We start from the raw sequence: 14,468 nt of genomic DNA on the forward strand, positions 1-14,468 counted from the left end.
TTTTGTGCACCCCCTCCCCCTGGTGTGATCGGGGTCCGGCTGGAAGGGGAAGTGCAGGAATGTCGGAGGTGTTGCTGCCCACCACTCGGGCGCAGGTGTCGGGTCACCGTTTCCTCAGGCGTCGGGTGGAGCATGCCCTGGTGTTGGGGGATCTGCGGATGATCCATGACCCCCTGGCCCGACGGCAGCGTGCCCTGCTCTTCGGGGTGGTGGCGATGGTGATGATCGGCCTGGGGGCGGGACTGTTGGCATTGGTGCGCCCAGCTGCGGACCCAGGGCAGGCGGCGATCCTGCGGGCTGATTCCGGGGCGTTGTTCGTGCGGGTGGAGGAGCGGCTTCATCCGGTGCACAATCTCGCCTCTGCCCGCCTGGTGGCGGGGGAGGCCGCCGACCCGGCGAAAATCTCTGATGAGGTGCTGCTCAGCCACCAGTTGGGTGCCCCGGTGGGGCTTATCGACGCCCCTGCGGTCCTCCCCGCCGCTCCTCCCGGGGAGGTGGGCTGGGCGGTCTGCGAGGACGTGTCCGCCCAGCGACTCGGGGTGGTGGCCGGAGTGCGGCCTGAGAACCTGGGTGAGGAGGAGGCGGTGCTGGTGGAGAGTTCCGGGGCCAGCTATCTGCTGAACACCGAGGGCAGGTTCCGGTTGCCGGATCCGGATTCCCGGGAGGGCCGGGTGATCCGCCGGGCCCTGGGGATCACCAGCGACACCCCACGCTGGGAACCCCGGCCGGAGGTCCTGGAGGTGGCGGTTGCGGGACCCGACTTCGCCGTTCCGGCGGAGGCCCGCAGGGTGCTGTTGGCGGCGGAGCTGGCCTGGTTGGAAACTCCGTCGGGTCTGGTGCAGCTGAGTGAGGTGCAGTCCCGGATCCTGGGTGATCTGGGGACCCCGGTGGAGGAGGTGCCCCGGGAGTTGGTGGCGGATCATCCGGATGCCCCGGACCCACCGCCCCTGAACCTCCCGGAACGGCGGTACACCTGGGTTGATCCGGCGGCGGGCCCCTTGTGTCTGAGCGGGGAGAGAGGGCATCCCGGCAGGTTGGCGGAACTACCGGGGGCAGTGGAGCTCCCCGGGGTCTCGGTGGCGCAGTTCTATGCGGGGCCGGTGACGGGGACCCTCGCGGTGGACACCGGCTCGGGATACCGGGTGGTGTCCGAGAGCGGGTTGGTGCACCCCGTTCCTGACCCGGAGGTGTTCGGGGTGTTGGGGTTGTCCCCGGAGCAGGTGTCCGCGCCCTGGCCGATCCTGAAGTTATTGCCGCAGGGGACGGTGTTGGATCCGGTGGCGGCCCGCCGAATTCAGTTTCCCGGACCTTCCGCGGAGGGGGTGGGGGAGTCTTGATGCCGTGATTATTCGGCTTGATCCTCACAGCTCAGCAACCCCCTGAGACAGCGCCCACAGGGCCAGGGGCAGGGGTTTTGGTGCAGGGCTCCCTGGGCAGAAGTGGGAATTTGGGGTTAAGCTGGACTTTCATGAGCTTCCTTGACACCGCCCTGGCTGTGGCCGGGCGCGCGACAAACCTGATTAAACCGGGGCGTGGACTCGATGCGGTTCGGGTCCAGCCGGTGGGCTGGTACCGCCATGAGCAGGCGGTCAAGACACTGCTGGAAAGTTTTGCGGCGGTGCCGGCCGGGGAGCGGGTGAGACTGGCGAAAAAGACCTCCAACCTCTTCCGGGGCCGGCAGAATAGCCAGGTCCCCGGCCTGGATGTGGCCCAGTTGGGTGGGGTGATCGAGGTTGATCCGCTCACCCGTACCGCCCAGGTGCAGGGGATGTGCACCTATGAGGACCTGGTGGATGCCACCCTGCCCTATGGCCTGATGCCTTTTGTGGTGCCGCAGCTGAAGACCATCACCTTGGGGGGTGCGGTCACCGGCATGGGGGTGGAGTCCAGTAGTTTCCGCAATGGCCTGCCCCATGAGTCGGTCCTGGAGATGGATGTGCTCACCGGTACCGGGGAGATCCTGAACTGCTCGGCCACCCACAACCCGGATCTCTTCCGTGCTTTCCCGAACTCCTACGGTTCCCTGGGTTATGCGGTGCGGTTGAAGATCGAGCTGGAGGAGGTCAAACCTGTCGTGGCGCTACGCCATGTGCGCTTCCACGATCTGGAATCCATGTCCCGGACCCTGGCGGAGGTCGCCATCTCGCGGGAATACGAAGGGGAGCGGGTTGACTATCTGGATGGTGTCTCCTTCAGCCCCGGTGAGTCCTATCTGGTGCTGGGGCGGCAGACCGATGAGCCCGGCCCGGTCAGTGACTACAGCCGGGACCTGATCTACTACCGCTCCCTCCAGCACCCCGAGGGCATTCTCCGGGACCGGTTGAATATCCGGGACTATATCTGGCGCTGGGACATCGACTGGTTCTGGTGCTCCCGGGCTTTCGGCGCCCAGCACCCCGTGATCCGTCAGCTCTGGCCCCGCCACCTGCTGCGCTCCAGTTTCTACTGGAAGCTGATCGGGTTGGACCGGAAATATGATATCGCCGACCGGATCAACGCCCGGCAGGGGGAAGCCGCCCGGGAACGGGTGGTCCAGGACGTTGAGGTCACCGTGGACAAGGTGCCGGAGTTCTTGGAATGGTTCTTCGGGGCCAGCGATATTGAACCGGTGTGGCTGTGCCCGATCCGGCTGCGTTCCGGGGTGGCTGATCTCACCGCGGAGGGGGAACTGCTGCAGAGTGAGCAGGCGCTGCGTGATGGGGCGGGGGAGCATCCCTGGCCGCTGTACCCCTTGAGTGCCGACACCACCTGGATCAACCTTGGTTTCTGGTCCTCGGTGCCCGTGGATCAGTTGGGCCAGGATGCGGGGGAGGGGGCCTTCAATAAACTCATCGAGTCCCGCGTTGCCGAGTTGGGTGGCCACAAGTCCCTTTATTCGGAGGCCTTCTACACCCCGGAACAGTTCGAGGCGCTTTACGGGGGGAAGATCCCCGCCCTGCTGAAGGAGAAATTTGACCCGGCGGGCCGTTTCCCGGGGCTCTACGAAAAAACCGTGCGGGGTGCCTAGCGTCAGCTTCACCCCGGTGGTCAGAAAAAAGAGGAGCAGTGGAGCTCCTCAGGAAAAATCAGGAATCAGAGGAAATAATGGCAGAGAATTTTATCCCCATGACTGTCGCGGAGATGGTGGAGGCCGTCACCGAAGCACCCATCCCCTTCCGGATCACCGCCTTCGACGGCAGTGCCACCGGGCCGGAGGATGCGGAGTACTCCCTCGAGGTGACCTCCCTGGAGGGGCTGAGCTATATTGCGACGGCCCCCGGTGACCTGGGGTTGGCCCGGGCCTATATATCGGGTGGGCTGAAGGCGCATGGGGAGCACCCCGGGCACCCTTATGAACTCTTTGATTCCCTGCGTGACCTCTACGACTGTGTCCGCCGCCCGGAGGCGGCCGAGATGGTGGACCTGGTGCGTTCCCTGCGGCACTTGGGCGCCCTGCGGATCCAGCCGATCCCGGATGTCGAACAGACCAGCTGGTGGCGAAAACGCCTGGTGCAGGGCCTGACACGGCACTCCAAGGAGCGGGACAAGGAGTCGGTGTCCGCGCACTATGACATCTCCAATGAGTTCTATGAGCTCTTCCTGGGCGATTCCATGACCTACACCTGCGCCTACTATCCCAGCCCGGAGGCAACCTTAGAGGAGGCCCAGGAGAACAAGTACCGTCTGATCTTCGAGAAACTGCGGTTGAAGAGCGGCGACACGCTTCTCGACGTCGGCTGTGGCTGGGGTGGGATGGTCCGCTACGCCGCCCGCCGCGGGGTGAAGGCCATCGGTGTCACCCTCTCCCAGGAGCAGTATGAATGGGGGCGGGACAAGATCGCGGCGGAGGGGCTGCAGGATCTGGCGGAGGTCCGCTGCATGGATTACCGTGATGTGGCCGAATCCGGTTTCGACGGTATCTCCGCGATCGGCATCCTGGAGCACATCGGGGTGGACAACTATTCCCTTTACTTCGGAAGCCTCCATGAGAAGCTGAAGCCGGGTGGCCGGATGCTCAATCACTGCATCACCTACCCGGACAATAACCCCCGCAAGGCCGGTGCCTTCATCGACCGCTATATCTTCCCGGATGGTGAGCTCAGTGGTTCCGGCACCGTGCAGAAGCACATGCAGGACGCCGGTTTCGAGGTCCTCCACGCCGAGAACCTCCGCTTCGACTACCAGCGCACCCTGCACCAGTGGTGTGTGAACCTCAAGCAGAACTGGGAGGCGGCGGTCCAGCTGGCCGGGGAGCCGACGGCCCGCCTCTGGGGGCTGTACATGGCTGGTTCGGAATGGGGTTTTGAGCACAATGTGGTCCAGCTGCACCAGGTGCTGGGGGTAAAACTGCTGGAAGATGGCTCCCGGGGGGACTTGCCGGAAAGAATGTGGTGGAGTGTCTAGGTAGCTGACACGGAACGCAGGGGAAGGTACGGGAACTTCCCTGGAAAGAGCGGAGTTATAACGGTATGACAACGATGCGCGAGATGGTCAGCGATCGAGTCCATCGGCTCTCCGAGACCCATCAGAAATCCAAGGAAGCCAGATATGGTTTCCTGGTCCGCCCCCTCACCCTGATCCTGGGGTGGACGGTGCTGATCATCGGTCTGATCACCATCCCCCTGCCCGGGCAGGGCTGGTTGACCACCTTCGTCGGTGTCGGCGTCCTCTCCCTGGAACAGAAATGGGCCCATGACCTGCTGGGCTGGGGAGTGCACCTCTATGACCGTTTCTTCGCCTGGTTCCACCGTCAGCCCCTGACCCGCCGGATACTCATGGTGTCCAGCCTGATCCTGGTGATCTGGGGGATCTTCACCGCCATCGCCATCGGCTGGTGGCATGCCGGTGGCCTGGACTTTCTTTCCCCGGTGGCCTTAGAGCTGGGGATGAGCCGCTGAGCCGGTTCCCCAGGTTAGCGGCGTCCACCCAGGAAGGTCAGCGTCAGCAGCACCCCCACCCCCAGGGCGGTCAGCAGCCCCAGGGTCCGCTGGGCGGCCACCGGGCGGGTGGGTAGTAGGGCCGGTACCTCCAGCACCCGGGCCGAGGTGCTGTTCTCCGGAGGCAGATGGCTGAGCACCCGGAGGGGATCAACCGCCCCGGAAGCCGGATCCGCGGTGGCCAGTATCCACTCCCGGATCTCAGCGGAACTCAGCTCTGGCTGGTGCTCTTTGAGCAATGCCACGGTGCCGGCCACCACCGGGGCCGCGAAACTGGTCCCCTCAAAGGGCACCGCCCCCTGCTCTCCCGCCAACCCCAGGGCCAGCCCCTCCCCATCGGGGGAGAGTGCGGCGGGCACCAGTCCCGGCGCGGAGAGCAGCGCCTGTTCCGGAACGGGGAGTGAGTATTCGGCGATCTGGTGGGGATCCCGGTAGCCGGAAACCGCCAGTACGGTGGGGGAATGTGCGGGGTAGACCACGGCGCCGGGTTCGCAGCCGGAGCCGTGGTTGCCGGCGGCGGCAACGACCACGATCCCGGTTGCTTCGGCGCGGTGTAGTGCCGCATCCAGGGTGCTGGTGTCTAGTCCGGCTGCGATGTCGGTGGGGACGCAGGCCACCACTGAGATGGAGATGATCTGGGCCTGTTGTTCCACCGCGCGGTGGATTGCGGTGGCCAGGGTGCCCAGGGTTCCCACCGGGGAGTCATCGGCCGCGCGGTAGCGGGCACTGCTTTGGCGGATGCTGAGGATTTCGGCGTCCGGGGCCACCCCGATGAAGTCATCCCGGGGGTCGGGGCGGGTGGCGATCACCCCGGCGACGACGGTGCCGTGGCCATCGCAGTCCTGTAGGGCACCGCCGGGGTCTTCGGGGTGGTCGGTTGCCGGAATGTCGATCAGGTCCCCGCCGTCGATGACCCCGCCCAGTCTGGGGTGGGGGCTGACTCCGGTGTCGATGACCGCCACTCTTATTCCCTTTCCGGTGGCCAGGGCATGGGAGGGGGCCAGATCGAGGGTGGGGGCGGGCATTTCGGCGAGTAGTTCCGGGGTGGCTGCCACGGGTTGGGAGCAGCGGACCGGCTGTTGGGCTTCAGCGGGTGGCGGTGGTGGGATCAGCAGGAGCAGGCTGAGTGCGGGAAACAGGAGGACTTTTTTCAATTTCATCCCAACCCCCGGATCATGGCGAAGATGCCCATCAGCTGGGCGGCCAGCGGGAAGAGGGTGATGATTGCCAGGGATTCGGCCCTTTCCAGCCACACCACCGTGGTGGGTTCCAGTTCCGGGATCTTCCCGGCCCACAGTGGAGCGCTGAGGGTGGCCAGCGCAGCCACCATGGCCACTCCCAGTTGGGTGGGATGCCCGGGGCCCTGGACTGCGGCGAGGACCACCGCGGCCAACCCGCCGAGGGCGCCGAGGAACAGGGCCCAGGTGGCCAGCGGGCTGCGGTGCCGGGCGGAGTGCAACAGCAGGGCACCGGCGGTGGACACTCCCAGGGCCTGGGCGAAACCACCTCCACTCAGCCCGACCATCAGGACCGCGGGGAGCAGTCCGAGGAGTGCACCTAAGATGATTCCTTCATGGATGTGGACTGCGCGGTGTGCCCGGTCCATGATGTCCGGGTCGGGGCGGTCGCTGGCTTTGAGGTCCTGCCCGGCGGAGGGCAGCGCGGGGACCTTCAGTCCGGCGAGTTGGCTGCCGGCTGCCGGGGCGGCCAGCAGGATCAGCAGCACCGCGGCCACCACCGCGGCGGCTGTCCCTTCCGGGGTGATGCCGAAGCTTAAGGCGGAGGCGGCCCCCAGTGCCAGCACCACCAGGGTGTAGAGGGTGGCGGCACTGCGTAGGGGCAGCACCCTGAGGAAACTCAGTCCGGCGATGGCGACCACGGCCCCACAGGCACCGGCCCCGAAGGCCCAGGCCGCGACCTCCGGGGTCCAGGCCAGCCCCTCGGCCACCGCCAGTACCCCACTCAGGGCACTGAGCAGCACCACCATGATCGCCAGGGAGGGCAATCTCCGGTGCCAGGTCAACACCGTCACACAGACCAGGGCGACCACTCCGGAGAGCAGTGCGGCGGGCAGTGGACCGCGCAGCGGGGAGCTGAGCAACACCAGGGCGAGGAGGATGGCCCCGATGGTTGCGGCGAGCGTCGATAAGCCCTGGGCGGGGCGGGCGGCGGTCCCCTCCACCAGGGCTTCGGCGGCATCCCGGACCACCGGTGCAGCACTTTCGGTTTCGGGTTGGAGCACCAGCACGGAGCCCTGCTCCAGGCCGGATTCCCCCAGCGGCAGGCTCTGGTCGAGGGGTTGGCCGGCCGCGGTGGTGGCCTGCCAGGGCAGGGAGATCATCGGGGCGCCACATAATTCGAGCACCTCCGTCAGGATCTCCGCCAGGGAGGAACTGTTCGGCACCGCCACATCCATCTCACGGTGGAAGGTGCCGACATGGACGCGCACGCAGAGCCGCAGCGCATGGTTGATGAGCACGGAATTGATCCCCCCGGATCTTTGTCGCTTGAATCGAAGGACGCTGACTCCCCGGGCAGTGTTCCCGGGGCGGAAATCCTCAGCGCCGGACAGCCCCCACTGTCCGATGTCCACATCATGGCCTATGCTCTGCGCTGTGTCCACAGTTGTGGGACATGGTGGGGTGGCACACCCCGGTCGGGGGACCGGGGATGGGGCCGACTCATCGGACGGGGAAGTTTTCAGGGGAATTTTCAGGGGGAGATCCACGTGCTTGCCGTGGCAGAAAATCATGTCGTTGAACCATTGAGCACCACCGAAAGGGAACCGGCACCACCCTTGCCCAGCGGGCAACTCAACGCCGAATCCGTGCCGGCCGCCAGCCGACCGGGGCCGACCCCGCTGCTGCGCATCCTCATGCCGGTGGTGATGATCTCGGCCATGATCGCCCTGGTGGCGATGATGTTCCTGAACTCGGGGGATGGTCCCATCTCGCCGATGATGCTCGTTTTTCCCCTGATGATGGCCATGGGATTTCTGATGATGTTCGCCCCACCACAGGGGGAGGACACCGATGAAACCCGACGCACCTTCCTCCGCCACCTGGCGTTGCTGCGGGAGAAGGCCCTGGCCCATGCCGCCGCCCAACGCGCCCATGAATTCCACCGCCACCCGGACCCGGCGCGCCTGCTGCAGCTCTGTGGTTCCCGCCGCATGTGGGAACGTGGCACCGGGGATCCGGATGTGCTGGAGGTGCGCATCGGCACCGGCACCACCACGCTGTGCACTCCGGTGGTGGTGCCGGATTCGGGTGCCACCGAAGACCTGGATCCGGTGTGTGCGGTCTCGCTGCGGCATACCGTTGCGGCGGTGGGGACGGTGCCGGGGATGCCGGTGGTGGTGGCCCTGCAGGCTTTTCGTTTCCTGAGTCTCTCCGGGCCCGGGGCGGAGGCGCTGGGCCGTGCCATCCTGGCCCAGCTGGTGTTCCACCATGGCCCGGAAACCGTGGGTGTGCAGGTGCTGGGTTCGGGTTGGGAGTGGGGCAAATGGTTGCCGCACACCCGCAACCCGGAGGTCGCGGCACACCGGGTGCTCTTTGTGGTTGATCAGCCCACCACCGGGGTGGAGGAGTTCATCGAGGATGGTTTTTGGAGTGTGATCATCGACATTTCCCCGGGTGGGAACACCGCCCTGGCGGAACGTGCGGAGCAGGAGGGGCTGGCCTTGAGTGCGGACCCTGAGCTGGTGGTTCACACCGCCGGTGGCCCGGAAATTCTCGGGATCCCCGAGCAGATGGGGACCGAGCAGGCGGTGCTGCTCGCCCGCTCACTGAGCGCTTATCGACGGCCCGCCGGCACCCAGGGCACCAGCAGTGGTGACCTGCTCAGCCTGCTGGGCTACCGGGACATCACCGAACTCACCCCGGACACCATGTGGGCCCCACGTGGGGCTCGACGCCTGGCGGTACCGGTGGGGTTGAGTGACAACGGCACCCCGCTGCTCATCGACCTGAAGGAATCAGCCCATGGTGGGATGGGCCCCCACGGGTTGTGCATCGGGGCGACGGGATCAGGAAAATCAGAACTCCTGAGAACTCTGGTGCTCTCCCTGATCGCCACCCACTCTCCCGATGACCTGAACCTCGTGCTCGTCGACTTCAAGGGTGGGGCCACCTTCCTCGGTCTGGAATCCCTGCCCCACACCTCCGCTCTGATCACCAACCTCGAGGAGGAGGCGGTGCTGGTCGAAAGGATGCAGCAGGCCATCAGCGGGGAAATGAACCGCCGCCAGGAACAACTCCGCCAGGCCGGCAACTTCGCCAATGTCAGCGACTACACCGCCGCCCGGCAGGACAGACCCGAACTACCACCCCTCCCGGCCCTGTTCATCGTGGTGGATGAGTTCTCCGAACTCCTTGGCCAACACCCCGACTTCGCCGAACTCTTCGCCGCCGTCGGCCGCCTCGGCCGCTCCCTGCAGGTACACCTGCTGCTGGCCAGCCAACGCCTGGAGGAGGGTCGCCTGCGGGGCCTGGATTCCCACCTCTCCTACCGCATCGGCTTAAAAACCTTCTCCGCTGCGGAATCCCGGCAGGTCCTCGGTGTGGTCGACGCCCACCACCTGCCCGCCAGCCCCGGCGCAGGTTTCCTCAAATCCGACGCCGAAACCCTCACCGCCTTTCAGGCCTCCTACGTCTCCGGGCCCCTGCCGCGCCGGGTCAGCACCGAACTCCCCGCCGGACACCAGGTGCGGGCCTTCAACAGCTGGGAGGACATCGACACCCCCACCGAGGAGGTGGACACCATCCTCGATGAATCCCTGAGCCTGCTGGACGCGGTGGTGGACGTCGCCACCGAAGCCGGGGAAAAACGTGGCCAACAGGCCCACCGCATCTGGCTGCCACCCCTGCCCCCGGTGGTTGAACTGGCCGGGGTGGCGGAGAAACAACGGGACCTGGCGGTGGCGGTCGGCATCATCGACCGCCCCTACCAGCAACGCCAGGACCCCTATGTCCTGGACCTTTCCGGGGCCGGGGGGCACGCCGCCATCTGTGGTGGCCCACAATCCGGAAAATCCAATGGGCTCCGCACCATCGTCGCCGCCCTCGCCGCCACCCACTCCACCACCCGGATCCGCTTCTACATCCTCGACCTCGGCGCCCGGGAACTAGCCACCCTGGCCCGCCTCCCACATGTCGCCGGAGTCGCCGGGCGGGGTGACACCGAGAAAATCAACCGCATCATCGACGAGGTCAGCGGCTTCGTGGCGGAACCCGAGGAATACCACACCTTTCTCGTCATCGACGGTTGGCACAGCCTCGCCACCGAACATGAAGAGCTGGTGGAGAGGATCGGCGCCATCGCCGCCGACGGCCTCTCCGCCCGGGTGCACCTCCTGCTCAGCGTGCCCCGCTGGACCGTACTGCGACCCTCCATCCGCGACCTGATCCACCACCGCATCGAACTGCGCCTCGGCGAAGCCATGGACTCCCTCATCGACCGGAAAGCCCAGCAGAAACTGCCCGCCGCGCCGGGCCGGGGTCTGACAGCGGATGCCGAGCACATGTTGCTGGCCTTGACCGCCAACCAGGACATTGCACACATCACCACCACCGCGGAGCAGGCCGGGGAGTCGCCGGTGCCGGCCCTGAAGATGCTGCCCGCGAATATCGCGGTGGGGGACTTGGCGCTTAGCGATGATCCCGGCATCCCCTTCGCGGTGGGTGGGCCCCGGCTGGCCACGCTGTGCTGGGATCCGGGTCACCACCCCCACCTGATCTGCCTGGGGAGTCAGGGTTCCGGTAAGTCCGGCCTGATCCGCACCCTGGGGCTGGGTATCGCACACCTGGGTAGGGAATCCGCCCGGCTGGTGATCATCGACCATCGTCGCACCCACCTGGGGGTATTCCCCGAAGATCTGGTGGCTGCCTATTCCGCTGCGGCCGCCAGCACGGCGGTGGTGGTGGCGGATCTGGTGGCCACCCTGCGGTCCCGGCTGCCTGGTCCGGAGATCACCGCCGCGGAACTGGCCTCCCGTTCCTGGTGGTCCGGGCCGGAACTCTATCTGCTCATCGATGATTTCGACCTCATCCCGGAGGGTTCGTTGCAGGAGCTTGTGGAGCTGCTGCCCCATGCCCGTGACATCGGGTTGCATGTGGTGCTGGCGCGGAAGGCCGGTGGGATGGGCCGGGCCCTTTTCGCCCCCTTCCTGAGCACCCTGAAGGATCAGCAGCCGGCGGTGCTCCTGCTGGATGCGGACCGGGAGGAGGGCGCGGTGCTGGGCATCAGGCCCAGCCCGCAGCCACCAGGAAGGGGAATCTGGCAGCTCCGTGGCTCAGAGGTGGGCATCTGTCAGGTGGCGAGAAGTGAAATGGAAACAGGTGCTTCGGCGGGTTCAGCTAATTCAGGTGGTTCAGATAACGAGGGGGAGCAGTGATGGGTACACCGCAGAAAATATCGAGCGTCAAGGAGGTGCTCGATGCCACCGAGGTCACCGTGACGGTGGGGGAGAACGCCACCATCTTCGAGGGGCCGGACACCGTCTACCGTTATGACCTCCCCGGTTCCGGGGTTACGGAGGGCTGGGCCCTGGCCGCGGTGGTGGACCAGATCAAACAGCTGACTTCCCTCTACTGGCCCGAGATCGAGGTGATCGTCGATGCTGATGAAGCCGCCACCGACATTCTGACCCGCACCCTGTTGAACAAGGGGGTGGCCGCCTACCCGAAGGAGGCGATGCGGGAGACTCCGCTGCCGGTGGCTGAGGAATTGGAGATCGAAAGACCCACCTCCGGATCCACGCACCGCAGCCTGGGAATACACCCCCTGCATGTGGTGATCGCCGCCGTCATCCTGGTGGTGGCGGGGGTGGCCTGGTGGGCGATTGACAGCGCCACCACCAGGGCAGCATCCGACCCCCGAGACACGGCCGCGGTGGCCACCCCGGTATCAAGTGGCGCCCCGACCTCCACCCCGGCTTCTGCCAGCTCCTCGGCCACCACTCCCGCCAGCACCCCGAGCAGTGCCCCGGGAGTGGTGCTGGAACACTCCGGCCTGCGGGTTTCGGTGCCGCAGGGATTCCGCGCCGAGGCCCGGGAGGACATGGTGATGGTGGTGGGCCCGGATCCGGACCTGCGGATCCTCATCTCCGCTGACCCGGTGCACTCCGTGCCAGCCGATGCCGTCTACCAGGAGATTGAACGGATGATCAATGATGATCCGGCCCTGCACCACGGGGGCGGGGACGGGGAGGGACGTCTCTTCTACCGAGAGGAACCAGGGGATGGTTCCGAGGTGGGCTGGAGCACCTGGGTGACCCCGGAACATCAGTTCAGCGTGGGTTGTCACACCAGGCAGAGCCCGAACCTGCCCCAGCAGGCGGCCTGCCGCATGGCGGTGGAATCCCTGGGGCTGGGGGAGTGAGCGTACCGGGGCCCCGGAAAAATCCTGGGGGACGGGGGAACCTTCTGCCACCGGGCGCAGTCATAGATGGGTGAGAGGGCCGGAACATCGGCCTTTTCTTCCATTGCAGAGAACAACGCCACACTCGGGGAGGGGCGAATACACAATGTCCAGCAACATGTTCCGGACAGAAGCCGACGTCATGGTCGCTACGGCAGGCCGCGTCGATGACACCAACACCCAGGTCCAGGGGGAACTGGGACGACTCCGCAACACCGTGGACGGTATCCGCGGCAGCTGGGTCGGTTCTGCACAGGTCAGTTTTGACGCGCTGATGCAGCGCTGGGACACCTCCGCACGTCAGCTCCAGGAGGCGCTGGACAGCATCGGAGGCAATATCCGCAGCAACGCCAAGAACTTCGAAGGCGTGGAAGCCCAGAACGCCCAGTCCTTCGCCGCAGTCGGCGGCCAGGGCCTGAGCCTTTAAAACACCAGATCGGGAAAGGGAACACACTGACATGAGCCAGATCAAATATCAGTTCGGCGCGATCGAGACCGCAGCCGCCGACATCAACTCCACCTCCGGCCGCATCAACCAGCTGCTGGAAGACCTCAAGACCCTGATTCAGCCGATGGTCGCCGCCTGGGAAGGCGATTCCGCCATTGCCTACAACGAGGCGCAGGCAAAGTGGGACAATGCCGCAGCTGAACTGAACACCATCCTCGCCACCATCTCCCGCACCGTCTCTCAAGGCAATGACAGGATGAGTGACGTCAACCGGATGGCTGCCGCCAGCTGGGGATAAACCACCCTGACAAGCCCGGAAGGTGCCGGTTCACCAGGGGCCGCTGGCAGGGCAATGATGGGGCAGAGCACCCCCTGGCCAGCAGGCTGCGCACACCGGGGCTAGTGCGCCCCGGCACCTTATGGATATGAAGCTTCCGTCACTGCAACGGGGGGATCTCTGATGATCCCCCACCACAGTGGCGGAAGCTCTTTCTGTTTTGAATATGTACCCACAGACGTTTTGGTGTATTAGACGGTCATGCTCTAGCATTGAATGGTCTTGTGTGAAGTCCGGGTTAATTCCCGGACAGCAATTCCCTGCGGGTCTCCACCGGCCGCCGTAGGGACATTTTCACCCTGAAGTGCTTTGGCCGGCAGTCCTAGACAGACTTTTAAGGAGTCATTTTGTCTACTTTCCACCCGAAGAGCGGTGACCTTACCCGTAAGTGGTACGTCATCGACGCCACTGATGTGGTCCTGGGTCGCCTGGCGACCCACGCAGCTGATCTGCTGCGCGGCAAGGGCAAGCCGATCTACGCCCCGAACGTTGACTGCGGCGACCACGTCGTCATCATCAACGCCGACAAGGTTCACGTCTCCTCCAACAAGCGTGATCGTGAAATGCGTTACCGCCACTCCGGTTACCCGGGTGGTCTGAAGAGCATGACCCTGGGTCGCTCCCTCGAGATCCACCCGGCTCGCGTGATCGAAGAGTCCATCGTCGGCATGATGCCGCACAACAAGCTCTCCGCTGCCTCCGCCAAGAAGCTTCACGTCTTCGCTGGCGCCGAGCACCCCTACGCTGGCCAGAAGCCCGAGACCTACGAGATCAAGCAGGTGTCCCAGTGACCGAGAACAACATCGAGAACAACGCAGAGTTCGAGGCAGCTGACGCCGCCGACATCGCTGCCGCTGCTGCTGCGACCGAGGAATTCACCAACACCATCGGTGACTCCATCGCTGTCGAATCCGCTGAGGACGAGGTCGATGAGGCCCCGATCCAGCACGAAGGTCCGATCCAGACCGTCGGTCGTCGTAAGCGCGCCATCGTGCGTATTCGCCTGGTGCCCGGCACCGGCGAGTTCAAGTGCAATGGCCGCGACCTGGAGGACTACTTCCCGAACAAGCTTCACCAGCAGCTCATCAAGGAGCCGCTGACCCTGCTTGAGCGCGAGGGCCAGTTCGACATCCAGGCCACCCTCTCCGGTGGTGGCCCGACCGGTCAGGCTGGTGCATTCCGCCTGGCTATCGCCCGTGCACTGAACGTGTACAACCCGGCAGACCGCGCCGCCCTGAAGAAGGCCGGCTACCTGACCCGTGACGCTCGTGCAGTTGAGCGCAAGAAGGCTGGTCTGCACAAGGCACGTCGTGCCCCGCAGTACTCCAAGCGTTGATTCTTCTCCGCT

The 14,468-nt window shown here is 65.5% G+C and carries 12 protein-coding genes; 10 read left to right on the forward strand and 2 right to left on the reverse strand.

Annotated features, from left to right (window positions below; all coding sequences use genetic code 11):
- Window positions 1-59 precede the first annotated feature (59 nt).
- From eccB to COCCU_RS02525, 4 genes are all read left to right on the forward strand, one after another.
- On the forward strand, window positions 60-1,337 hold the full coding sequence (gene eccB / locus COCCU_RS02510; RefSeq protein WP_156230045.1) for a type VII secretion protein EccB: 1,278 nt from the start codon (window positions 60-62) through the stop codon (window positions 1,335-1,337).
- Window positions 1,338-1,468: 131 nt separating this feature from the next.
- A complete protein-coding gene (locus tag COCCU_RS02515; RefSeq protein WP_156230046.1) occupies window positions 1,469-3,007 on the forward strand; it encodes an FAD-binding oxidoreductase in 1,539 nt (512 codons plus the stop codon).
- A 77-nt stretch (window positions 3,008-3,084) separates the two neighbouring features.
- Window positions 3,085-4,383: an SAM-dependent methyltransferase gene (locus COCCU_RS02520; RefSeq protein WP_197088416.1), complete on the forward strand. Its 1,299-nt coding sequence runs from the start codon at window positions 3,085-3,087 to the stop codon at window positions 4,381-4,383.
- A gap of 65 nt (window positions 4,384-4,448) precedes the next feature.
- Complete coding sequence (locus COCCU_RS02525) at window positions 4,449-4,877, forward strand: TIGR02611 family protein (protein ID WP_156230048.1); 429 nt, start codon at window positions 4,449-4,451, stop codon at window positions 4,875-4,877.
- A 14-nt stretch (window positions 4,878-4,891) separates the two neighbouring features.
- Here the strand turns inward: COCCU_RS02525 and mycP are convergent, their stop codons facing one another.
- Together mycP and eccD are read right to left on the reverse strand one after the other, a co-directional pair.
- On the reverse strand, window positions 4,892-6,076 hold the full coding sequence (gene mycP / locus COCCU_RS02530) for a type VII secretion-associated serine protease mycosin (protein WP_231598836.1): 1,185 nt from the start codon (window positions 6,074-6,076) through the stop codon (window positions 4,892-4,894).
- Window positions 6,073-7,395: a type VII secretion integral membrane protein EccD gene (gene eccD, locus COCCU_RS02535; protein WP_197088417.1), complete on the reverse strand. Its 1,323-nt coding sequence runs from the start codon at window positions 7,393-7,395 to the stop codon at window positions 6,073-6,075. The genes mycP and eccD overlap by 4 nt, the downstream gene beginning before the upstream one ends.
- A gap of 249 nt (window positions 7,396-7,644) precedes the next feature.
- On the opposite strand from eccD, the gene eccCa reads away from it, so the two are divergent.
- The 6 genes from eccCa to rpsI all read left to right on the forward strand — a co-directional run bounded on the left by eccCa (window position 7,645) and on the right by rpsI (window position 14,456).
- Window positions 7,645-11,310, forward strand: coding sequence for a type VII secretion protein EccCa (eccCa, locus tag COCCU_RS02540; RefSeq protein ID WP_231598837.1), 3,666 nt, complete (start codon window positions 7,645-7,647; stop codon window positions 11,308-11,310).
- Window positions 11,310-12,296, forward strand: coding sequence for a type VII secretion-associated protein (locus tag COCCU_RS02545; RefSeq protein WP_156230053.1), 987 nt, complete (start codon window positions 11,310-11,312; stop codon window positions 12,294-12,296). Before eccCa ends, COCCU_RS02545 begins: the two co-directional genes overlap by 1 nt.
- Window positions 12,297-12,441: 145 nt before the next feature.
- Window positions 12,442-12,762, forward strand: coding sequence for a WXG100 family type VII secretion target (locus COCCU_RS02550; protein WP_156230055.1), 321 nt, complete (start codon window positions 12,442-12,444; stop codon window positions 12,760-12,762).
- A 31-nt stretch (window positions 12,763-12,793) separates the two neighbouring features.
- Window positions 12,794-13,081 (forward strand): WXG100 family type VII secretion target, encoded by a 288-nt coding sequence (locus COCCU_RS02555; RefSeq protein ID WP_156230057.1) that lies wholly within the window; start codon window positions 12,794-12,796, stop codon window positions 13,079-13,081.
- A gap of 386 nt (window positions 13,082-13,467) precedes the next feature.
- Window positions 13,468-13,911, forward strand: a complete 444-nt coding sequence (gene rplM / locus COCCU_RS02560; RefSeq protein WP_156230058.1) for a 50S ribosomal protein L13 — start codon at window positions 13,468-13,470, stop codon at window positions 13,909-13,911.
- The gene (gene rpsI / locus COCCU_RS02565; protein WP_156230060.1) at window positions 13,908-14,456 is read left to right on the forward strand and encodes a 30S ribosomal protein S9; all 549 of its coding nucleotides are present in this window, start codon (window positions 13,908-13,910) and stop codon (window positions 14,454-14,456) included. Before rplM ends, rpsI begins: the two co-directional genes overlap by 4 nt.
- Window positions 14,457-14,468 lie beyond the last annotated feature (12 nt).

It is taken from the genome of Corynebacterium occultum, assembly GCF_009734425.1.
In the GTDB taxonomy this organism is placed as follows: domain Bacteria; phylum Actinomycetota; class Actinomycetes; order Mycobacteriales; family Mycobacteriaceae; genus Corynebacterium; species Corynebacterium occultum.

Bases quoted from the DNA above. Each gene is read 5' to 3' on its own strand.
- eccB (WP_156230045.1), top strand. From the start codon at position 60: ATGTCGGAGGTGTTGCTGCCCACCACTCGGGCGCAGGTGTCGGGTCAC.
- COCCU_RS02515 (WP_156230046.1), top strand. From the start codon at position 1,469: ATGAGCTTCCTTGACACCGCCCTGGCTGTGGCCGGGCGCGCGACAAAC.
- COCCU_RS02520 (WP_197088416.1), top strand. From the start codon at position 3,085: ATGGCAGAGAATTTTATCCCCATGACTGTCGCGGAGATGGTGGAGGCC.
- COCCU_RS02525 (WP_156230048.1), top strand. From the start codon at position 4,449: ATGACAACGATGCGCGAGATGGTCAGCGATCGAGTCCATCGGCTCTCC.
- mycP (WP_231598836.1), bottom strand. From the start codon at position 6,076: ATGAAATTGAAAAAAGTCCTCCTGTTTCCCGCACTCAGCCTGCTCCTG.
- COCCU_RS02545 (WP_156230053.1), top strand. From the start codon at position 11,310: ATGGGTACACCGCAGAAAATATCGAGCGTCAAGGAGGTGCTCGATGCC.
- COCCU_RS02550 (WP_156230055.1), top strand. From the start codon at position 12,442: ATGTCCAGCAACATGTTCCGGACAGAAGCCGACGTCATGGTCGCTACG.
- COCCU_RS02555 (WP_156230057.1), top strand. From the start codon at position 12,794: ATGAGCCAGATCAAATATCAGTTCGGCGCGATCGAGACCGCAGCCGCC.